17 protein-coding genes and 3 pseudogenes are annotated in these 21,065 nt (G+C 73.7%); 8 read left to right on the forward strand and 12 right to left on the reverse strand.

Annotated elements, in window-relative coordinates; genetic code table 11:
• The first annotated feature begins 159 nt into the window (after window positions 1-159).
• Entirely contained in the window at window positions 160-1,173 is a 1,014-nt protein-coding gene (gene galE, locus ACZ51D_RS36440; protein WP_465664689.1) for a UDP-glucose 4-epimerase GalE, read from the forward strand.
• A 171-nt stretch (window positions 1,174-1,344) separates the two neighbouring features.
• On the opposite strand, the gene ACZ51D_RS36445 is transcribed toward galE, so the two are convergent.
• Window positions 1,345-2,046: a transglycosylase SLT domain-containing protein gene (locus ACZ51D_RS36445; RefSeq protein WP_465664690.1), complete on the reverse strand. Its 702-nt coding sequence runs from the start codon at window positions 2,044-2,046 to the stop codon at window positions 1,345-1,347.
• Between the two features lie 71 nt (window positions 2,047-2,117).
• Window positions 2,118-2,324 (reverse strand): antitoxin, encoded by a 207-nt coding sequence (locus tag ACZ51D_RS36450; protein WP_465618168.1) that lies wholly within the window; start codon window positions 2,322-2,324, stop codon window positions 2,118-2,120.
• A 259-nt stretch (window positions 2,325-2,583) separates the two neighbouring features.
• Between ACZ51D_RS36450 and ACZ51D_RS36455 the strand changes: the two genes are divergently transcribed.
• A complete protein-coding gene (locus ACZ51D_RS36455; RefSeq protein WP_465664691.1) occupies window positions 2,584-3,231 on the forward strand; it encodes a DUF6542 domain-containing protein in 648 nt (215 codons plus the stop codon).
• Window positions 3,224-4,897 carry an LCP family protein gene (locus tag ACZ51D_RS36460; protein WP_465664692.1) on the forward strand — a complete coding sequence of 558 codons (1,674 nt, stop codon included), beginning with the start codon at window positions 3,224-3,226 and terminating at the stop codon, window positions 4,895-4,897. Before ACZ51D_RS36455 ends, ACZ51D_RS36460 begins: the two co-directional genes overlap by 8 nt.
• A gap of 44 nt (window positions 4,898-4,941) precedes the next feature.
• Here ACZ51D_RS36460 and ACZ51D_RS36465 read toward each other — a convergent pair.
• Both ACZ51D_RS36465 and ACZ51D_RS36470 read right to left on the reverse strand, forming a co-directional pair.
• Window positions 4,942-5,748: pseudogene (locus ACZ51D_RS36465) on the reverse strand (nucleotidyltransferase domain-containing protein); the annotation flags it as partial.
• Between the two features lie 272 nt (window positions 5,749-6,020).
• A complete protein-coding gene (locus tag ACZ51D_RS36470; RefSeq protein ID WP_465618176.1) occupies window positions 6,021-7,250 on the reverse strand; it encodes a DUF6777 domain-containing protein in 1,230 nt (409 codons plus the stop codon).
• Between the two features lie 478 nt (window positions 7,251-7,728).
• On the opposite strand from ACZ51D_RS36470, the gene ACZ51D_RS36475 reads away from it, so the two are divergent.
• Window positions 7,729-9,078, forward strand: coding sequence for a streptophobe family protein (locus ACZ51D_RS36475; RefSeq protein ID WP_465664693.1), 1,350 nt, complete (start codon window positions 7,729-7,731; stop codon window positions 9,076-9,078).
• A gap of 45 nt (window positions 9,079-9,123) precedes the next feature.
• Here the strand turns inward: ACZ51D_RS36475 and ACZ51D_RS36480 are convergent, their stop codons facing one another.
• The 5 genes from ACZ51D_RS36480 to ACZ51D_RS36500 form a co-directional block, all read right to left on the reverse strand.
• Window positions 9,124-9,564, reverse strand: coding sequence for a hypothetical protein (locus ACZ51D_RS36480; protein ID WP_465618180.1), 441 nt, complete (start codon window positions 9,562-9,564; stop codon window positions 9,124-9,126).
• 143 nt (window positions 9,565-9,707) lie between these two features.
• Entirely contained in the window at window positions 9,708-10,082 is a 375-nt protein-coding gene (locus ACZ51D_RS36485) for a DUF1304 domain-containing protein (protein WP_360504574.1), read from the reverse strand.
• Complete coding sequence (locus ACZ51D_RS36490; RefSeq protein ID WP_465664694.1) at window positions 10,079-11,155, reverse strand: protein kinase domain-containing protein; 1,077 nt, start codon at window positions 11,153-11,155, stop codon at window positions 10,079-10,081. Before ACZ51D_RS36490 ends, ACZ51D_RS36485 begins: the two co-directional genes overlap by 4 nt.
• Entirely contained in the window at window positions 11,152-11,760 is a 609-nt protein-coding gene (locus ACZ51D_RS36495) for a hypothetical protein (protein WP_465618184.1), read from the reverse strand. The genes ACZ51D_RS36490 and ACZ51D_RS36495 overlap by 4 nt, the downstream gene beginning before the upstream one ends.
• Before the next feature lie 250 nt (window positions 11,761-12,010).
• Window positions 12,011-14,365, reverse strand: a complete 2,355-nt coding sequence (locus ACZ51D_RS36500; RefSeq protein WP_465618186.1) for an FHA domain-containing protein — start codon at window positions 14,363-14,365, stop codon at window positions 12,011-12,013.
• Window positions 14,366-14,647: 282 nt separating this feature from the next.
• Between ACZ51D_RS36500 and ACZ51D_RS36505 the strand changes: the two are divergent.
• Window positions 14,648-15,031, forward strand: a pseudogene (locus ACZ51D_RS36505) (acyltransferase); the annotation flags it as partial.
• Between the two features lie 668 nt (window positions 15,032-15,699).
• On the opposite strand, the gene ACZ51D_RS36510 reads toward ACZ51D_RS36505, so the two are convergent.
• Window positions 15,700-16,710, reverse strand: a complete 1,011-nt coding sequence (locus tag ACZ51D_RS36510) for a glycosyltransferase (RefSeq protein WP_465618188.1) — start codon at window positions 16,708-16,710, stop codon at window positions 15,700-15,702.
• Window positions 16,711-17,233: 523 nt separating this feature from the next.
• Between ACZ51D_RS36510 and ACZ51D_RS36515 the strand changes: the two are divergent.
• Both ACZ51D_RS36515 and ACZ51D_RS36520 read left to right on the forward strand, forming a co-directional pair.
• Window positions 17,234-17,695 (forward strand): annotated as a pseudogene (locus ACZ51D_RS36515) (condensation domain-containing protein); the annotation flags it as partial.
• Between the two features lie 193 nt (window positions 17,696-17,888).
• The gene (locus tag ACZ51D_RS36520) at window positions 17,889-18,506 is read left to right on the forward strand and encodes a hypothetical protein (protein WP_465618190.1); all 618 of its coding nucleotides are present in this window, start codon (window positions 17,889-17,891) and stop codon (window positions 18,504-18,506) included.
• A gap of 99 nt (window positions 18,507-18,605) precedes the next feature.
• Here ACZ51D_RS36520 and ACZ51D_RS36525 read toward each other — a convergent pair whose 3' ends face one another.
• Together ACZ51D_RS36525 and ACZ51D_RS36530 are read right to left on the reverse strand one after the other, a co-directional pair.
• A complete protein-coding gene (locus ACZ51D_RS36525) occupies window positions 18,606-19,277 on the reverse strand; it encodes a hypothetical protein (RefSeq protein WP_465618192.1) in 672 nt (223 codons plus the stop codon).
• A 68-nt stretch (window positions 19,278-19,345) separates the two neighbouring features.
• A complete protein-coding gene (locus ACZ51D_RS36530; RefSeq protein WP_360504551.1) occupies window positions 19,346-19,978 on the reverse strand; it encodes an RNA polymerase sigma factor in 633 nt (210 codons plus the stop codon).
• A gap of 240 nt (window positions 19,979-20,218) precedes the next feature.
• Here ACZ51D_RS36530 and ACZ51D_RS36535 point away from each other — a divergent pair, with 240 nt between their 5' ends.
• The gene (locus ACZ51D_RS36535; RefSeq protein WP_360504549.1) at window positions 20,219-21,022 is read left to right on the forward strand and encodes an SAM-dependent methyltransferase; all 804 of its coding nucleotides are present in this window, start codon (window positions 20,219-20,221) and stop codon (window positions 21,020-21,022) included.
• Window positions 21,023-21,065: the final 43 nt, after the last annotated feature.

Genomic DNA, 21,065 nt, shown 5'->3' on the forward strand with positions numbered 1-21,065 from the left:
CACCACCCATGAGCCGCAGTACCCGAGCCGCCGAGCCCGCCTCACCGCCCCTGAGCTGCCGGTACTGCCGACCCGGGAACCGGCAGGGCACGAACCGGCGTCCTCTCCGATCATCGGGTGCCGCCGGGTGCCCGGCCGATCGCAAGGGAGCATTCGCGGATGAAGAAGGTCCTGATCACCGGCGGAGCGGGGTTCATCGGCAGCACGGTGGCGTCCGCCCTGCTCGACCGGGGGATCACCCCGGTCGTGCTGGACGACCTGTCGAAGGGCCGGGCCGAGTTCGTCGAGGACCGGATCTTCTACCAGGGCGACATCGCCGACGCCGCCGTGCTCGACCGGATCTTCGCCGACCACCCTGACATCGACGCCACCGTGCACTGCGCCGCGAAGATCGTCGTACCGGAGTCGGTGGCCAAACCGCTGTACTACTACCGGGAGAACGTCGCCAAGACGGTCGAACTCCTGGACTCCCTCCAGCGACACGGCTGCACCCGCATCGTCTTCAGCAGCTCCGCCTCCATCTACGCGCCCACCCCCGACGCCCGGGTCGACGAGCGCAGCCCGGTCGACGCCAACAGCCCGTACGCGCGCACCAAGCAGATGATGGAGCAGGTACTCCAGGACTGGACCCGGGGCGAGGGGGCCGAGCGGCAGCGCGTCATCACCCTGCGCTACTTCAACCCGATCGGCGCCGACCCGCAGCTGCGCACCGGACTGCAGGACCTCAACCCGACCCATGCCCTCGGCAAGCTGATCGAGGCGCACACCACCGGCGCGCCGTTCACCGTGACCGGCGTCGAGTGGGAGACCCGCGACGGCTCCGGCATCCGCGACTACGTCCACGTCCAGGACCTCGCCGAGGCACACGTCGCGGCGCTGCTCCGCTTCGACGAGGTGATCGCCCCGGGCGCGGCGGACCGCTACCGCGTGATCAACGTCGGGACGGGCGACGGCACCACCGTCCGCGAGTTGATCGCCGCCTTCGAACAGGCCGTCGGCGCCCGGCTCGACGTCCGGGAGGCGGACCCGCGCCCCGGCGACGTGATCGGCTGCTACGCCGCCGTCGACACCGCCCGCGAGCTGCTGGACTGGCAGCCCCGGCGCGGCATCGCGGAGGGGGTCACCGACGCGCTCGCCTGGCGCGCCAAGTGGGCTGCCCGCCTGGGCGTCTGATCCTTCGGGAGTTCGGGGCCTGCCTCCGACTGCTGGTCAGTCCCTCCGGCCGCCCGTCAGTCCTCCGGCGGCCCGTCAGTCCTCCGGCCGGCGCCCGGCGGCGGCGGTTCGCGGGCAGGCCCTTCCTCACGGCCACGTCTCGGCCTCGCGGCACGGCCTCATGTCACGGTCTCACTTCACGGCCTCGCCGGACTTCGTCCAGTTGTCGCGCAGCCGGTCCAGGTAGGACTGCGCCTGGGAACCGATCTTGACGCCCCGGGCGAAGGCCAGCATGTTGCCCGCGCCCGCGTTGTAGCCGAGGGCGACGAGTTCGTCGCGGCTCAGCGACACGCTCGGGTGGGCCGGGAGCTGCGCGGCGAGGTCGTGCAGGTGCCACGCGGCCGCCTGGACGGCGAGGTTGCGGTCGTCCGGGAGCTCCTCCCACTGGCGGGAGGCGAACGGGCGGCCCGGCTTGGTGTCGTCGAACGCGGCGCGGTGCATGTTGGCGATGCCGAAGGAGGCGTCCGGTTTGCTGCGCTGCCAGGCCCGTTCCAGCTCGGGGTCGTGCGGCTTGTACGACTCGTTGTAGAGGATCGCCATCAGCAGCTGCGGGTTGACCCCGGCCTCGGCGGCGTACTGGCGGACCGGCGCCGCGTAGTCGGCGGGGTCGTACCCGGCGGAGGGCTTCGACGGCGCGGCCGAGGGGCCGGCCGACGGTGTGGCGCCGGACGACGGGGCCCCGGACGAGTGGGCCGACGCGGCGCCGGACGGGGCGGGGTCGGCGGAGGTCGCGCCGTCGTGGCCGTTGCCGCGGATGAGGCCCAGTACGGCCACGACCACGACGCCGATCACCAGCCGGCGTCCCCAGCCCGGCCCCTTCTGTTCCTCGCTCACCGCTGCCGGCCCTCCCCGTTCGTCCGTGCGCTCGTTCGACCGCCGTACGGTCGATCGTGTCCGGCGGCAGGTTACTCGGCGGGCTTCCGGTCGCCGTCGAGGTTGCGGAAGAGGTCCTTCGCCTTCTCGACGCCGGTGTCGATCTGCCCGCTGTACTTGCCGTCCGTGCGATCGTCGATCGCGTCGCCGACCTTGTCCAGGCCCTGTCCGATCACGTCGCCGTGCTCGCGGGCGAGGTCGGTGGCCTTGTCCGCGAGGTCCTTCAGACTCTCAGACATGGTTACGCTCTGCTCCTCCGATGCGTTCCTGATGGTGTGCCGACGTGGCGGGGATCATGGCCATCCTAACGACGGCCCACCGAACGGTTCGCCTGCTGTCGGTCGGCAGCGGGTGACTTTCGGTGACACGGGTTTGTATGCTCCAGCCCGACTTCTACAGAGATGTAGAGGGCGGGGCCGCCGCCAGGACCGAAGGCGTCCCGGCATCCGCGCCGGTGCGACCGCGCCGCCGCAGCCGCAACGATCGAGGGAAGTGCGCATGGCCGGCCAGCGGGCGAGAACGCCGTACCAGGACGCGGGACCGCGCACCGAGGACCGTGCTTTCCCCGCCCAGCGCTCCCACCCGGCCGGGGGCGCGGCCGGTGAGGGGGGCGCGGCGGACGCAGGGGGCGCCGGCGCGGAGCGGTCGGCGCGGGCGCAGCGGGCGGGAGTGGCGCGCCGTCGGCAGCAGGCGCGGTGGCGCGGCGGGCTGGTGGCCGCGCTCTCGGCGGTCGGACTGCCCGTGCTGGGCGGTGTGGCGGACGAGTTGGGCGGGCCCGGCGTCGGACTCCTGTTCGCGGTGGGCTCGGTGCTCGGACCGGGCATCGCGGCGGCGCTGTGCAGCCGGCCGGGCCGGTGGTGGGTGGTGACGGCGGCTCCGATCGTGGTGCTGCTCGCCGCGTCGGGCGTGGAGTACGTGGCGCATCCCCACAAGTACCAGGGCAAGAACCTCGGCACCGGCGCGCTGCGCTGGGTGGTCGGGGCGTTCCCGGTGATGGCCGCCGCGGTGGGCGTGGCGCTGGCGGTGGTCGTCGGCCGGGCAGTGGCCGACCGCCGCCGGGCAGTGGCCGACCGCCGCCGGGCGGTGGCCGACGGCCGACGACCCGACAGTTCGGGCGTCCCGACCGGAGGGAGCCGCCGTGGCTGAGCGCAACCGGAGCCGGAGCCGGAGCCGTACCGACGGCGGCGGCGCCGCTGGTCGTACCGGCCGTACCGGCAGTCCGCGCGGCCGCGCCCCGCGGCGCGGCGCCGCCCCGCTGACCGTCGCCGGGCGCACGCTGGCCTGCACCGTCTCCGTCGCCGTGCTCGGGGCCAGCGGCTTCACCTGGTACGAGTACCGAAGCCTGGACGACGGCATGATCAAGTCCACCGCGCTGAGCGAGGCCAAGAAGAACGCCCCGCCGCACCTCGACAAGTCCGTCAACCTGCTGCTGATCGGCCTGGACAGTCGCAAGGACATGGACGGCAACGACCTGCCCAAGCAGTTCGTCGAGGACGAACTGCACGCCGGCTCCAGCGAGATCGGCGGCTACAACACCAACGCGCTGATCGTGCTGCACATCCCGGCCAACGGCGGCAAGGTCACCGCGCTGTCCGTCCCGCGCGACGACTACGTGCAGACCGTCGGCGCCGACGGCAAGATGCACAAGATCAAGGAGGCGTACGGCATCGCCAAGGACGCCGCCGAGCTGAAGCTGGGCGGCAAGGGGCTCTCCAAAGCGGAGCTGGAGCGGCAGAGCCGGGAGGCCGGCCGCTCGGCCACCATCCAGACCGTGCAGAGCTTCCTGGACGTTCCGATCGACCACTTCGCGGAGGTGAACCTGATCGGTTTCTACGACATCGCCAAGGCGGTCGAGCCGATCCAGGTCTGCCTCAACCACCCCGTGGACGATCCGATCACCGCCCGGACCGCCACCCACGAGGGCGGCGGCACCGGCCTCAAGCTCCCGGCCGGGATCAGCTCCCTCGACGCCGCCCAGGCGCTCTCCTTCGTCCGCCAGCGCCACCACCTCACCAACGGCGACCTCGACCGCACCCACCGGCAGCAGGCGTTCATCTCCTCCGTCGAGTACAAGCTCAAACAGCAGGGGATCCTGAACGACTTCGGGCAGATGCAGAAGCTGTTCGGGGTGGTGAAGAAGGACGTCGTCATCGACAACGAGTGGAACATCCTCGACTTCGCCCAGCAGGCGCCCAACCTGACGGGCGGCAACGTCGAGTTCAACACCCTGCCGATCTCGGGGTTCAAGACGGTCGGCGGACAGGAGGTCAACACCGTCAACCCGGACCTGATCAAGAAGATCGTCCGACAGCTGTTCAACCACGAGACGGCGCCGGCCGCTCCGGCCCCGGCCCCCGGCGACACGGCGGGCGATTCGGCCGCTTCACCCCTGGCCTCCGCCGGCTCCGCCCCGGCCTCGCCGAGCGGGTCGGCCAAGGCGGTGGTCGACATCAACGCGGCGGCCGGCGCCGGTGCCGCCTCCACCGAGTCCAAGGCGCTGGCCGAACTCGGTTACCAGGCGGGGAAGATCGGCGACGCCCCCGCCAGGACCCGGATGACCACCGTGGCCTACGGCACCGGGGCCAAGGCCGACGCCCAGCAGCTCGCCGGCCGCTACGGCGTCACCGCCGCGCCCTCCGGTGCCGTTCCACCGGGCCACGTCCTGCTCACCCTCGCCGCCACCCGCACCCCGACCCCCACCGCCGCGCCCTCCGGCACCGCCGCATCGGGCGACCCGTCCGCCGACCCGGCGGCGGGCCTGCCCATGCAGGGACCCGCGGTGAAGGCGGGCGGGATCCCCTGCGTGGACTGAGGCGCGCGTCCCGAAGGGGCGCCGGTCGAGGACCTCGGCTGCTCAGGGCGCGGGGCCTTCTCGCCGTGGACGGCGGCGTACTCCGCGGCGAGCCACGGGCCCAGGTCGTCGATGAGCAGGGCGAGGACGGTCCGATCCGTGGCGGGCGTGCGGGCGGTGGCGGCGGCCAGGTGCATCTGGGCGGCACGCTCGGGGTAGTGGTCGGAGAAGGCCTTGGCGGAGGCGGTGAGGTCGCTGGTCCAGCCGCCCCAGCGGGGCATGACCAGGGTGAAGCCGGTGCGGACGATGCGGCGGGTGACCGCGCGGCTGAGGGCGCGCAGGTCGGCGTCACTGGTGGCGGCGGCCGCGCGTGCGCGCCAGCCCGGGAGGGCCAGGGCCAGGTCGCCGTTGGTCTCCCGGGCGAGCAGGGAGGTGGGGCGGTAGCGGGGGAGCCGTGCGGCGAGGTCCTCGCCGAGCAGCGGGGTGCAGAGGCAGGCCACGAACCAGCCCAGGTCGTGGAGTTCGAGCTCGCTGAGCAGCGTGCCGGTGCTGAAGAGCAGCACACCGACCCCGTCGACCTGCGCGAACTCGGCGTCGAGCGCGGCCTCGAGGGCGTCCGCTTCCGCCCGGTCCGCCGCCGTGGGCTCGTGGCGCAGGGCCACGAGCAGGTCCAGGTCGGAGACCCCGGGGACCGCGGTGCCGCGCGGGATGCTGCCGTAGAGGTAGGCACTGTGCAGCCGGGCGGGGCCGAAGGCACCGGCGATCCGCTCACGGGCGGCGTCCACTACCGGCGCGAACTCCGCCGGCACGCGGGCGAGCGAGCCCTCCCGTGCGATGAACCCGTCGGCGTCCAGTCCCTGAGTGGTGGTCATGGGGGCACTCTGCCCCACCGGTACCCCGCTGACCAGCGAATATCCGTCCGCTCGGTGGACTGCCGGTGGCGTGACTGTCAGTGGCGTGATTGTCAGTGGCGTGTGCAAGTATCCGTCGTACACGAACACGAAAGGCGTCGGGGAACACGAGGGGATCGGCATGGGTACGTAAGGCATCGGCCAGAGCGCCGACGGTGCTGCGCCCCTGGGGCGTGCCGCTGCCACCGGCCGGGGGTGCGGGCGGTGGCAGCGGGACGAGGCCGGACGCCGGGTCAGCTCGGCGTGGCGGTCAGCGTGGTCGGGCAGGGTGGCAGGGTCGACGGCGGCGTGGTCGCGCAGGTCGCGGCCGGCGTCTTCGGGACGGTGGTGGTGCTCGCGGCCGAGGTGCTGGTGACGGTCGGCTTACTGGTGCTCGTGGTGCTGCCGGCGCTCGTCGTCGTGCCGGTGGCGGTCGAGGCCGAGGTGCTCGACGTCGCCTTCGTCTCGGACGGAGTGCCGGAGGAGGTGGAGGAGGTCGCCGAGGAGGACGACGGCCCGCCCGACGACGTGGTCGAGCCCGAGGTCGTGGAACCCGACGTGGTCGAACCGGACGTCGTGGAGCCTGACGTCGTCGAACCGGAGGTGGTCGAGCCCGAGGTCGTCGGACCGGACGTCGTGGCCCCCTTGGTCGACGTGGTCGCCGTGCCCGACGGCGTGGACGGCGTCCACGGCCCCGGCGGCGGGACGCCCGGCACCAGTGGGCCCTTCGGCGGCTCGACGGGCTTGTCCACGATCTCGATCCGCCCGGTCAGCCGGGAGAACCAGCCGCCGGTCTCGACGTTCACCAGGATGATCTCGGTCACCGGCTGCGGCGCCGGCACCACCACGATCAGCGTGGTCGGCTGGAAGCCGGCCCAGGCCTTCCCGGTGTACTTGGCGTTGCTCACCAGTTTCGGCGGCTTCAGCGGGTTGCCGCAGGCGCAGCGCACCCGGGGCACGCCCTGGGAGTCCACCAGGACGGCGGTGCCCGCCTGCAGCGCGGACTGGTACTCGACCACGGCGCCGCTCTTGTAGTTGTGGTTGGTCACCCGGGCGTCCACCCGCAGGTACGTCGGGGTCAGCGAGCGCAGGTAGCCGGGGATGTCGGCCTGCGCGATGCCCACGGCGGAGGCCCAGGCGCGGCCGGTGTCCCCGGCCGACACCATGCCGATCAGGCGCTCGGTGTCGCAGCTGGACTTGCCCATCGTCCCGGCGTACAGCCCGGTGGAGCTGCCCTCGACGCTGTGGAGGGCGGCCGGTGAGCTGCTCTTGGACGTTGCGCCGCCGGGGTGGGAGGTCGCGCCGCCCGGCTGCTGCGCCGCCGCCGAGGTGGCGGGAGCGGAGGCGGTCATGCCCTGGGTTTCCACCGATGGGGTGAACGGGTCCGGCCCGGGGTCGGCCGGCGCCTGCAGCGCGACCTCGTTCGCGGCCGGGACGGCCTCGGTGTGACTGCCCTGGTTGTTGACGATCAGCACGGTGGCCACGACGGCCACCACCAGGGTGCCCGCCGCCAGGGCCAGCCCCTTGCCGGAGCGCCACCACGGCGTGCGCGGCCTGCCGCTGGATCCACTGGATCCGCCGCGACCGTCGGAGGGCGGCCCGGAGGCCCCGGGCGGGCCCGAGGGCGGTGGGGGGACGGACGGCGGTCCGGCCGTTCCCCCACCGGACGGCCGACCGGCCAACGGGCCGGACGGGGGACCGGAGGGAGGGCCGTACGGCGGCTCGCTCGGCGGGCCGGACGGAGGCGGTTGGGGGGTCATCGAGGCTCCGTTTCGCAGGCGGCCGGCGATCACGGCCGGCACAGGAAGCTCCTGCCATTGGTTCCTTTCTCCCCCGGTGCCCCGTCCGCCGCAACAGCAGGTGCCCCGGCCGTCGCCGAGCGTGCGCAGCGCCCGTCGGCCACCCTGGAAACCGGCCGGGCCCGGAGAGCGGGCGGGCCCCATCGAGCGACCAGGAGGCGGCATGCAGCAGCCCACGACCCGGGCCGTGGGCCCGCCCGGCGCCATCCGCGGCTGGCTGGACGCGCTCGCCGTCGTGCTGGCCGGAGTGGCCGCGATGGCGGCGGTGGCCGCGTTGGGCCTCTGGCTGGCCGGTGCCGACGACCTCCCGGACGGCGGCTTCCCCTCGGTGCTCGCCGCGACGCTGGCGCTCGCCGTCGGCGGATCCGTCCAACTCGACGGCGGTGCGGGCAACTTCGCCGCCCTGGACGCCGGGATCAGCGCGATGCCGCTGACCGTCTCGCTGGTCGGCGCGGTCGCGATGGCCGAGGTGTTCCTACGTCAGCTGCGCTTCCGCGCGGTGGCCGGCGGGGGCGAACTGCTCGGCCGGATCGCCCGGACGGTCGTGGTCTGGCTGCTCGCGCTCGTCCTGCTGACCCTCGGCGCCCGGCACAGCTTCGTCGTCCCGCTCGGCGGCGACCTCGTGCAGTCGATCGGTGGCGCACTCGGGCTGACCCCGGAGGTGGGCTTCCACGCGGACGGCCCGAGCACCGTCGGCATCGGCCTGGCCTGGCTGCTGCTGGTGCTCGCGGCGACTTTCGCGGTGTCCCGGCGGGCGCCGCTGCCGCCCGCCCTGGTGCGCTACCAACTCGCGGTCCGACCTGCCGCGTTCGCGCTCTGGCTGGTGCTGCTGGCGTACCTGGCGCTCGGCGCGGTGGCCGGGGTGCTGACCGCGATCGTGCACGGCAACGCCCGGCAGACCCTGGCCGTGGTGCTGCTCGCGCTGCCCGACCTGGTCTGGCTGGCCTTCGGTGTCGGCCTCGGCGCCGAGTGGCAGGGCCGGTTGGTCGGCGGGCTCGGCCTGCCCGTGCCCAAGCCGCTCGCCGACGTGCTGCGCGCGCCGCACGGGCAGTCGGCGACGGTCGACCTCGGCACCCTGGCCGACCAGGACGCGCGCGCCTGGCTGCTGCTGCCGCTGGCCGCCGTCCTGCTGCTCGCGGCCGCCTTCCTGGCGGCCCGCCGCTCGCCCCGTACCGTCCGGCTCTGGCAGCACGCCGTACGGTTCGCGCTGGCCACCGCCGTCACCGTGCTGCTGGTGGGCCTGTGGACCCGGATGGACGCCGCCTACGGGCTGTCCGTCCTCGGTGTCGGTCTCGGTCAGGGCGGCCTCGGTGACCTGCTCGGCTCCGTCCTCGGCGGCTCGAACCCGTTGGCCGGCCTCGCCGGGGGCAGCCTCACGCTGCGTCCGGTGCTCTGGATGGCCGTTCCGCTCGCGGCGGGCTGGGGCCTGCTCACCGGCACGCTCGGCGCACTGCTCGCCACCCGGGTGCGGCACCGGGGCGAGGTGTCGGCAGACGCGGGCGAAGAGGGGTGACAGGCGGTGCGGGGTGACGGGCGGCGCGGCCGGGGGCTCGGAAGCTCAGAACAGCCGGTGGCCCTGGACCAGGGCGGTCTTGGTGCCGTCGTCCCGGACGAGCCGGAGCTTCTTGACGCCGCTGTGCATCTTCGCGCTGACCAGCAGCGACGGGCCGACGATCACGCCCACGGCGGCCAGGGCGACGAGCATGCCGATGTTGTCGGTGCTTTGCTGGTCGCCCTCCTCGACGGTCTGGCCGCCCAGGTGGATCAGCATCGGGACGGTGACCAGGAGCGAGAGCAGCAGCAGCCAGCCCAGGCTCCGGTGCAGCAGCTGCTTGGCCCGCGCCCGGGTGGCGCTCTCCACCCGGACCGCGAACGCCAGGGTGCAGCGCGGGCAGATGAGGGCGATCTCCTGGTCGCCGCTCGCCGGCCGGGGCGAGCCGCCGGGCGGCAGGTGGGAGATGCTCCACTTGACCGTCGTCGTGGTGAGCCCGTGTTCCACGCCCGCTCTGCAGCCGATGCTCACGACGTACCGGTCACCGATCGAGGACCGCGCCACCCTGCCACCCCCTGGACGCCGCCGCGACCGTCGCGGGGTAGGCGGATTGTATTCCCGTCGGGGGCGGTCGAACAGATGACTGTCGGTCAAAAGGCTTCGGCGAGAAGAATCACCGCCGCCGGGACCGCCTGGCCGAGCGCGCCGCGCCACAGCCTGGGCTCCGAGACGGCGAGGGTGATGCCGCCCGCGACCATGAACGCGGCGATGTAGAGGATCACCGGCCGGCCCGAGCTGCTGTGCCCGGTGTGCAGCAGGACCAGGCCCGTGACCAGGCCGAGTGCCAGGAACAGGTTGTAGAAGCCCACGTTGAAGCGCCAGAGCCGGACCTCCGGGGCGTCCGCCGTGTTGCCGGTGAGCAGGTAGCGCACCCGGGGGTGTCCGTACAGGAAGCTCTCCAGTGGCCACACGACGAGGTGGATCGCGGCGGCGATCATGGCGAAGACCTGGCTCACGGCGTTCATGGCGGGCGGCTCCCTCCTGGCGCGGACGGTGACAGCGGCGCGGACGGTGACAGGGGTGCGGACGGCGGGTGGACGACCGGCGCGGCCCAGACGGGCGGCTCCGGCACCGCGTGGGGCCCGCCCGCGGAGACCGCCGGGACGACCTGGGTGGGCGGCCCCGCCCCGCCCCACCGGCCCGGGGCGGGAGCGCCGGCGGCGGTGGTCGCCGCGCGCAGCTCGGCGACGAACTGCAGGCAGCTCGCGTACCGCTCCTCGGGCGTCTTGGCGAGCGACCGGGCGACCACCGCCGCCAGGGCGGCGGGCAGGTCGGGCCGGTGCTCGTCCAGCGCGGGCGGCGGGTCGTTGAGGTGGGCCCAGAGCAGCGCGAGGTCGCTCTCCCGGCGGAACGGCGGGGCGCCCGCGAGCATCTCGAAGACCACGCAGCCGAGGCTGTATTGGTCGCAGCGCCCGTCCAGCGGCCTTCCGGAGATCTGTTCGGGCGCCGCGTAGTCGAGCGTGCCGACGATCTGGCCGACGCTGGTCAGCCCGCTGAGCGAGAGGGACTTCTTGGTGAGCCCGAAGTCCGCCAGGTACAGGTGCTCGGGGTGCTCGCTGTCCGTTCCGGCGGCGACCAGCACGTTGCCCGGCTTGACGTCCCGGTGCACCAGGTCGCGGTCGTGCGCGGCGTCCAGCGCGGAGGCGATCTGCAGGGCCAGCCGGGTGGTCCGCTCGACCGGGAAGGGGCCGCTGCGGTTGAGCAGGGCCCGCAGGTCGCCGCCCTCGACGTAGCGCATCGCGATGAACAGGATGCCGTCCTGCTCGCCCGCCTCGAACACCGGGATGATGTGCGGGTGGTCGATCGCGGCGGCGGCCTCGGACTCGTGCATGAAGCGCTGCCGGAACACCTCGTTGCGGGCCAGTTCGGGGGCCAGCAGCTTGACCGCGACGGTCCGGCCGAGCCGCAGGTCCTTGGCCCGGTAGACCACGGCCATGCCGCCGCGCCCGATCTCGCTCTCCAGCCGGTAGCCCGCGACCTTCCGCCCGACCAGGCCGGCGGGCAGGCTGGGGGCGGACGGCTGTCCGGCCGAGGTCACGGCTCGCCGGCCTGGGTCGGGGCGTACGGGCTGTGCGCGGGCGACGGCGAGGCCCCGGGTGTGGGCGTCGGCTTCGGGGTCGGCGTCGGTGTCGAGGCGGGCTTCGGCGTCGAGTGCGGCGGGGGCCGGTCGGTGGCCGCGTACGTCTGGAGCTGCAGCCCGTCGCAGTAGCACCAGCGGTCGTGCACCGGATCGAACACCCAGAGCGCCTCGCCGTCCACCACCAGACCCACCCGCAGGCCGCGCGTGTGCTCCCGGAAGGCCTCCAGGTCGAGCGTGCCCGCCGCGAGGTCCTCGAGCAGGGCGCGGTAGCGGGCCAGCGCGGTCTCGGCCTCGGCGAGCGCCGGGCGCGGGTCGGCGGTCCGGGCGGGCGGTCCCCCGGCGGCGGGCGGCGGCTGCGGGAGGGCGACCAGCAGACGGCCGTCGACCCAGGTGGTCCAGCCGTTGGAGCAGAGGACCTGGGCCCAGTCGCCCTGGTGGCCGAGCAGCTGCACGGGGAGCAGCGGGTCGAGCCGGGCGGTGGGCCGTGCCGGGTCCGGGGCCGTCCAGGAGGCCATCCCGCCCGGCGGGGCGACGTGGGTGGGGTGGAACGCGAACTCGTCCATGGGCGGCTACATTTCCTCCGCCGCGCGACCCCCGCCGCGCGCGGCACGACTCGCACCACAGGGCTGTTCCCACTCTACCGGCGACGGCCCGGACCGACCCGGCGTCGCGACCGGCGCATGATCACCGGGACCCTCGCGCCATCACGGTGCTCCCTGCCTGAGCGGGGTGTGCGACGTGCGGGCTCGGGGTGCTACGCATGCGATCGGATGCTACCTAGGCGATCGCCGTGCGCCGTGCGCGATCCGGGTGCTACTTGCGCATGATCGCGGGCTCGTGGCGCCGCAGCAGGCCCAGCACCACCAGCCCGTATGCGGCCGAGAGCAGCGGCAGCATGATCATGCTCAGCTCCCATCCGGGCCGTTCGTGGCGGAACATCGGGTCCTTGGTGATCTCGTTCGGGAAGAGCGTGTGCAGTTCCACCGTGCGGGCCATCGCGGACATGCCCCAGCGGGACGGGATCAGCCAGGCGAACTGCTCCAGCCCGGGGACGCCGTAGAGCTTGAGCATCAGGCCGCTGAAGACGATCTGGACGACGGAGAGGAGCACCAGCAGCGGCATGGTGGCCTCCTCCTTGTCCACGAGCGCGGAGACCACCAGGCCGAGCATCATCGCGGAGAACGCGAGCAGCGCGACGGCGATGATCAGTTCGGGGAGCTGGGGCATCACGATGCCGGTCGGCACCGCCGAGGAGAGGTCCACTCCGGCCAGGCCGACCACGGTGAGCACCGCGGCCTGACCGACCGTGACGATACCGAGGATCACCACCTTGGAGACCAGGTAGGCCGATCTGGACAGCCCGACCACCCGTTCCCGCTGGTAGATCGCGCGTTCCTTGACCAGTTCGCGCACCGAGTTGGCGGAGCCGGTCAGCAGGCCGCCGATGCAGAGGGTGAGCAGGCAGTTGACGGCGTTGACGGGGGTGAGGCGGGAGCCGGCCATCGCCCGGCACATCAGGCCGATGACGAACGGCAGCACCACCATGATGGTGAGGAACAGCCGGTCGGCGGCCAGCACGGCGGCGTACCGGCGCACCAGGGTGCCCAGCTGGGAGAACCAGCCCTGTGGCTTCTCCCGGCCGATCGCCGGTGCCCGCTCCGGTGCGGGTGTCAGTGCGGGCAGGGGCACCGACGGGACGGCCTCGGCCGCCACGTACCGCCGGTACTCCGGGGAGGCGCGGAAGCGGGTCTGCCAGGCGGCGTGGTCCTCGTTCTCGAAGGCCTCGAAGGCCTCCGGCCACTCCTCGTAGCCGAAGTAGCCGAGCGCCTCGCCGGGCGGCCCGTAGTACGCCGTCCGACCGCCCGGGGCCAGCACCAGCAGACGGTCGCAGACGTTCAGGCTGAGCACACTGTGCGTCACCACGACCACCGTGCGGCCGTCGTCGGCCAGCCCGCGCAGCATGTGCATCACCGAGCGCTCCATGCCCGGGTCCAGACCGGACGTCGGCTCGTCGAGGAAGAGCAGGGACGGCTTGGTGAGCAGCTCCAGGGCGACGCTGACCCGCTTGCGCTGGCCGCCGGAGAGGCTGGCGATCATCTGGTCGGCCCGGTTGTCCAGGCCCAGTTCGTGGATCACCTCCAGGACCCGGGCCTCCCGCTCGTGCGGGGCCGTGTCACCGGGGAAGCGCAGCTCGGCCGCGTAGGACAGCGCGCGGCGGACGGTGAGCTGGGTGTGCAGGATGTCGTCCTGCGGCACCAGGCCGATCCGGCTGCGCAGCTCGGCGTAGTCGCGGTACAGGTCGCGTCCGTCGTACAGCACCGTGCCCTCGTCGGCGGGGCGCAGCCCGGTGAGCGCGTTGAGCAGGGTGGACTTGCCCGCGCCGCTCGGGCCGGCCACCGCGAGCAGGGCCTTCTGGGCGAGCGGGAAGCCGACGCCGTCCAGCAGCACCCGCCGGTCGCGGCCGACCCGGACCACCAGTTGCTGGACGTCCAGGGAGATCTCGCCGGTGTCGGTGTACTCGACCAGGTGGCCGTCGGAGAGACAGAGCGCGGAGTGGCCGATGCCGACGATGTCGGCCGGGCCGACCGGGGCCCGCTGGACCGGGCGGCCGTTGAGGTAGGTGCCGTTGTGGCTGCCCAGGTCGACGATCTCGTGGCCGCCGTCGGGCAGTTCGCGCAGCTCGGCGTGGTGCCGGGAGACCACCAGGTCGTCCAGTACCAGGTCGTTGTCGTCCGAGCGGCCGATCCGCACCGTGTGCCCGGGCAGCTGGAGGACGGCGCTCGGGCTGCGGAAGGTGCCGGAGCTCTGCGGGGCGACCAGGGACGGGCGCTCGTGCGGCCCGGGGGCGGGCACGCCGGCGAAGGTCGCGGACGGGCCGTCGGCCGGATCGCCGAAGCGCAGCCGGGTGCCCGGGCCGACGTCCTCGCGGCTGACCCGGTGGCCCTGGTCGTAGGTGCCGTTGGTGCTGCCGACGTCCTCCAGCAGCCAGTGGCCGTCGGTGGCGCGCAGGATCGCGTGGTGCCAGGAGACCCGGGGGTCGTCCAGCACGATCTCGCTGGTCGGGTCGCGGCCGACGTGGTAGGCCCGGGCCGGGTCGATCAGCTGGGAGTCGGTGTCGGTGACCAGGACGAGGGGTGGCGCGATGGTTGCGCCGGGGCGCTCTCCCATGCTGCGAATTCTATCGCCGGAGGCCGCGAAGGGCCTTTCCGGATTGCGGGATTGGACTGGACCACTGTGCCGAGGCGGCACTATCGTTCGGCGTGCCCGCGCGCGCCGCCGAGCGTCGGGCGCCGCCGAGCGTCGGGCGCCGCCGAGCGTCGGGCGTCGCCGAGCGTCATCGAGTGCTTCGGAACGGAACCCATGAGCCTCTGGCCCCAGTTGCGCCGGTCCCGGACGGTCCGAGCCGGGACCGCCACTGGGCGGGTGCTGCGCTGCGGCCTGATGGACACCATGCTCGCCGACCTCGCCGTCTCGCTCGTGCTCTGCTTCGAGCGGCCGCTGGACGACGACCGGCTCGCCGCCGGGCTGGCCCGCGCCCTGGAACGGGTACCGGTTTTCGCCGGACGGCCGCGCACCGTCGACGGCGTCCTGGAGGCGGTCTGCGACGACTCCGGCGTACCGCTCGACGTCTACACCGTGGACGGCACGCTCGCCGAGGCGATGGGCCGGGTGACGGCGGCCGGCTCCGAACTGGTCGACCGGGTGGACGCCCCGGCCGCACGCGCCGGCGGCGCCCCGCTGGTCACCGTCCGGATCACCCGCACCGCCGACGGCGGGACGGTGCTCGGCTGCTCCTGGCACCACGCGATCGGCGACCTGCACAGCTTCATGCTGCTGCTGCGGATCTGGTCGGCGGCGGTCGAGGGAGAGCCGCTCCCGGAGGCCGAACTCATCGGCGACCATGACGAGTTGCTGGACGATACGCTCCCCGCCGAGGACTGCGGGCGCCCCGGCTTCCGGGTGCCCTCGGCGGAGGAGGCGGAGCTGCTGGCCTGCGAGGTGGCGGCCGGGCCGCGCGCCAACCGGACGGTCCAGATCGCCTTCACCGATGCCGAAGTGGCGCGGATGTGCGAGGAGTTCGGTGCGACGACCGGACGCCGGCTCTCCTGTGGCGACGTGCTCTGCGCCCATCTCCTCGGCACCCTGCGGGAGTTGGACGGCGACGACGCCGAGCGGATGCTGACCGTCCCGGTCAACGTGCGCCGCCCGCTCGGCCTCTCACCCGCCCTGGTCGGCAACCTGCTGAGCGAGGTCCACGTACCGCACCGGCCCGAGGACGGCCCGGCGGCGCTCGCGGGCGCTGCGGACGGCGGCAGAGGAGTTCCCGACCGCGCACCTCAACCTCCGGTCCAACCTGGGCGTCCTGGCCGCGCTCGGCCGTTCGCGGCTGCGCGAGTGCGTACCGCTGGGCTTCGATCCGCGGGCGCGCCGGTTCAGCTTCTCCAACTGGAGCCGCTTCGGCGCCTACCGGGTGAGCTTCCAGGGGCGCCGCCCGGTGTTCTTCAGCCCGGCCGCCAACTATCCGCTGCCGTGGGTGTGCTGGACGGTCGAGGGGTTCCGCGGCGAGGGGTACCTGAGCACGGTGGTGCTGCCGGCCAGGCTCGCCGCCCGGGTCCGCGGGGCGGCGGGCCGGGCGCGAGCGCCTCGCCGACGGTGTTCATCCCGCCGTGGCACAGCACCGCGTCCAGCTCGCCGCGCGCCATCAGCTCCAGCACCGGCGCGCGGTCCACCGCGACCGCTCGCACCGGGAGTTCGGGCAGCAGCTCGCGCGGCGCCGCGAACACCGGCTGCACGTCCTCGCCGCACAGCTCCAGCGCCCGCACAGCCCGGGCGAGGAAGTCCGTGCCCAGCTCGCCGGCCAGCGTCCCCATGGTCACGAGTACCCGCCGCCGGCCCGGCAGCAGCCGCTCCCACGGGAACCCCGGAGCGTGCGGCCGCGCCGCGAGCACCGGACCGACCGTCGCGCAGTGCGGCGGCGCAGTGCAGCCGGTCAGCGCCGGACCGGTGGTGGCCGGCATCAGGGCGGGGGAGAAGCGCGGGTCGACGTACTCCGCCTCGGGCAGCCGGGCGCGCTCCCACAACCCGCGCAGCAGCCCCGTCATCCACGCCTCGACCTGCGGCAACGCGCGGTACGGCCGGCCCAGCTCCATCGCCCCGGGCGCGAAGCTCGCCCACGGCAGGCCGTGCCGGTGCGCGACCAGCGCGCCCGCCGGGGTGTGCTGGTCGACCAGCAGCACGGCCGGCCGGTACTCCCGCACGATCGCGTCCAGCGGCTTCGCGGTGAACCGCGCGTACGGGACGATGAAGCCCTCCCAGAGCGAGCGCAGCGCGGCCAGCCCGTGCCCGCCCTGTGCCCGGAACGCCCGGGTGCCGGTGCCGAGCACGCGGGCGTCGCCGCCGAGCAGCGGCCGCAGCACCGACTCCGTACCGGTCCAGGCGACCTCGTGGCCGCGCGCGGTCAGTTCGGCGGCGATGCCCGCGGCCGGGTTTACGTGTCCGGTCAACGGGGGCATCGGGCTGCCGTGGCCGCGCTCGGCGAACCGCCGTTACATGCCAACTTGCTTGTATGGCGGCCTGATTGATGCCTCGTCGGATCCGGCCTACTTTGGTCTGGACCAGTCGGCGGCCCCGCTGGTAGCGTCCCGATCACACCCCCCGCTGAGCCCCTCCCGGCGAGCCGAAAGGCGCGTACGACGTGACTCCGCACGACCTGATTTCCCGCGAGGCGGCTCCATCCAAGGCGACCGCGCACGAGACGACGCCGCACGAGACGACGCCGCACGAGACGACGCCGCGCGAGGCGGCTCCGCACGATGCGACAACGCCCGAGCTGCCCCCGCACGACACGCGACCGGCCGCCAGGCTGGTCACCGTCCGGTTCGCCGCCGCCGGCAGCGGCTCCGGTCCGCTCACCCGCGGCCAGGACAACATGATCCGCTGCATCCGGAGCGAAGCCCCGAGCAGATCAACAAGGACTCCGTCTGGCCGGTGCCCGCCGGCACCTCGGTCCCGGCCGGCCTGGTGGCCCTGCGACTGCTGGTCGAGCGGCACGAGTCGCTGCGGACCTCCTTCCCGGCCGGCCCCGGACCGGACGGCTTCCCGGACCGCCAGGTGGTGCACCCGAGCGGGCGCTTCGCTGTGACGGTGGTCGAGGCGGACGGTCGTGAGGACAGTCGACTGGACGCCCTGGCAGCCGAGTTGGGGCGGAGAGATCTCGCCGTCCCGCTGGATCTCGCGCTGCCGTCGCGGATCCGGTTCACCCTGGTCGCCCGCGGCGAGCGGCTGCTCCGTCTGGTCGCCGTGGTCTGCCATGCGGGCGCCGACGGCGCCGCCACCGCCGTACTGATCCAGGACTGGCACGCCCTCGCCGCCGGGAAGGAGCTGCCCCCGGTCACCGCCCCGACGCCGCTGCAACTCGCGGTCGCGGAGCAGAGCGCCCGCGGTCGTCGCAAGGCGGCCGCCGGCCTGCGGCACTGGGCCCGGGTCCTGGGCAGCGGCCCGCAGACCGTCTTCGCCGACGCGCGGGTCACCGGCCCGCCCCGCGACCACACCGCGCTGATGGTGCGCTCGTGCTCGGCGGCCGACCAGCTCGCCGCCGTCTGCCGCCGCGTCGGCGCCGGCCCCGTCCGTCGTCCTGCTCGCCGCCTTCGCCGCGCTGGTCGCCCACCGCGCCGGCCGGCGGGGGGAACTGGTGCTGTCGGCGCTCTCCGCCAACCGCCACCAGGCCGAGCTGATCGACCACGTCGGCACCCTCGCGCAGGACGCGCTGATCCTGCTGGACACCGACGCGGCCGACCTCGACCAGCTGATCGGCCGAGCCAAGTCGGCTTCGCTGAAAGCCTATTGGAACAGCATCCTGGACGCCGGGCAGGTCTGGCAGCTGGTCGAGGACGTCGCCCACCGGCGCGGCTCCCGGTTCGCCCGCCAAGTGGTCGTCAACGACCTGAGCCTCGCCGTCCCGGCTGCCGTTGCCGACGCCCAGCCGCCCCCGTCCGGCGACCCCGAGCTGACCGCGCTGCCCAGCCCGCCGCTGCCGGTCCGGCTGATGCTCGCCGTCCTGCGGGTCACCGGCAGCCTGGACTTCGTCCTCGTCGCCTGCCCCCAGGTGCTCGACGCGGAGGAGGCGGAGGGCTTCGCCCGGGCGCTGCTCGCGGTGCTCGCGGCCGTCGTCGCCGCCCTGCCCGGCCGCGACACCGCGATGGCGCCGCACCACTACGTCATCCGGCGGGTGACGCCGGACGGCGAGGAGGTCCACGCCGGAAGCGGACGCGACCCGGAGATCGTCGCCCGGTTGTCCGCACTCACCTGAAGGGATGATCGCGGGCAGCCACGGGCCGCTCATCCTCACGAGTCTTCGCCGCTCACTCTCGCGAATCGTCGGCGCTCACTCTCGCGAGTGCCGCGTCGTTCACTCCGGCGAGTGCCTCGGCGAACCCTCGCCGTCGTCGCCGAGCCCCCGCGGGAGGTCCCACGAACATGCGGAGGTCGCCCCCGAGGTGAGCCCCCACGGGCTCGGGACCTCCTCCGCGTCGTCGTCGCCCTGCAGTGGCAGCCGGTCGATCACCGCGACCAGGGCGGGCGGCAGCTGCGGCGCCAGCCCCCGGTGCACCCGGGACAGGATGTCGCGCCGTACGTCCTCCGGCAGTAGCGGTCGGCTCATCCGCAACGGCCTTGGCCCGGGTGGGCGTTCGGCCGTGGACAGCTGGTCCGACCAGGCCCGCCAGTAGTCCGCGTCGTCGGTCTCGCCGAGCATCAGGTGGTGCAGGTGCAGGCAGTACGCGGCCGTCCCGCTGCCCGAGCCCGCCGCGAAGCGCCACCAGAACTCGGCGCCCTCCTCCTTGCCGGTGGCGTACAGCAGTGCGCCGAACACCTCCGCCCCCTCCGGCTGGATCCGGCGCGCGTTCACCAGCAGGTCGAGTCCGCGCGAGGCGTCCGGCGCGCCCAGGAGCAGGGCCACCACCAGGCCCAGCTCGAAGGCGGCCTGCTCGTGCTCTGACGGCAGGTGGGTCGGCGCGGCCGTCAGCCGGGCCTGGCGGACCTCGGCGATCCGCTCGGCGTGGGCGCGTTGGGGCCGTGGCACGCGGAGGACCGCACGCCCCCCGCCCGTGGTGCACGCCCCGCCCGGCGACGCGGTCGTCCGTCGGCCCGTCACAGTTCGTCGCCACGGTCCGGGAGTTCGCCCACCCCGAGCCGGCGCGCCAGCCGTTCTCGGGCATGCCGCAGGTTGGAGTGCACCGTCGCCACGGGCCCTCCCAGGTACGCCGCGATCACCTTCACGTGCAGACCCAGCAGGTAGCGCAGGATCACCACATCCCTTTGTCGGTCCGGCAGTTCGAGGATCGCCGCGTACAGCCGCACCTCGTCCGCCTCGCTGTGCAGCAGCCCGTTGGCCACCTGTTTGAACGCATTGATCACCGCCGCGAAGGTGACCGCCTCCACCTCCACCGGCTCCTCGGCGGCGACCCAGTCCGAGACCTGCCGGTTGGCCAACCGCCAGGCGTACGCGGCCGGTTCCTCGAACCGCAGCACCTGTGGCCAGCAGCGGGCCAGGTCGGCCTTCACCACCTTGACCACCAGCGCGGCGTCGGCCTGGCTGCCTATCCTGGTCAACGCGAGGGCGTGCCAAGCGGGTTCATGCGTCTCGCAGAACGCGGCGTAGGTGAGGTCCAGGCTGAGGCCGAGGTCCCCGCCGACCCCTCGCTCCGGCCCGTTCCCGCCGGCGCAGTCCACTGCCGCCCCGCCCCGGTACCCGCGCACCGGGGCACCCCTGTCGATCGTCATCGATCCTGCTTTCCGTGGCCGTCGGCTGCTCACCCGGCCACCCGAGGGTCGGGCTGTCCGTGCCCATCCTCATTCCATCAGGCCTGTTACTCCAGGCTGCAAAGTGAATACAGATTGTCATCTCATGGGATCTGGCGACTGGTTGAATCGGTCCCGCCGGGATTGGCCCCGCAGGGATTGGTCCCCGGATACCGTGGGCAGCAATCGGTCGGTTGCGATCGAGGTACCGAGGGGGAAACGATGGGTCTCTACGACGGGGTGGACCTGCGGCTGAACGTGCCGCACTCGGCCCGGATGTACGACTACTTCCTGGGCGGTTTCACCAACTTCGCCGCCGACCGCGAGGCCGCCGGACACGCCCTCGCCGTCGCGCCCTGGCTGCGCACCGGCGCCCGCGCCAACCGCTCCTTCATGCACCGCTCGACCCGCGCCCTCGCCGAGGCCGGCCTCGACCAGTTCCTCGACATCGGCACCGGAATCCCCACCTCGCCCAACCTCCACGAGGTCGCCCAACGCGTCCGGCCGGACGCCCGCGTCGTCTACGCCGACAACGACCCGATCGTCCTCTCGCACGCCCAGGCCCTGCTCACCGGCACCCCCGAGGGCCGCACCGCCTACGTCGAGGCCGACGTCACCGACGTCACCCGGCTGCTCGCCGCCCCCGGGCTGCGCGACACCATCGACCTGGACCGCCCCGTCGCGCTCTCCCTCAACGCCCTGCTCCACTTCGTCCCCGACGCCCGCGGTGCGTACGAGATCATCGAGCACCTCAAATCCGTCCTGGCCCCCGGCAGCGCCCTGGTGGTGACCCACACCACCCCCGACTTCGCCCCCGAGGACATCGCCAACCTGGTCCGCATCTACGGGTCCGGCGGCACCGCCGTCCAGGCCCGCACCCGCGCCGAGGTCGCCCGCTTCTTCGACGGCTGGACCCTCCTCGCCCCGGGCGTCGTCCCCACCCCCCAGTGGCGGCCCTCGGCGGACGAACCCCCGGTCTCCGCCCCGGAGGCCTCGGCGTACGCGGCGGTGGCCCTCCGGCCCTGACCCATGGTCGACGAACCACCCGGGCCCCCGTAGCGTCCTGTGA

Source organism: Kitasatospora sp. NPDC033851, from assembly GCF_055576085.1.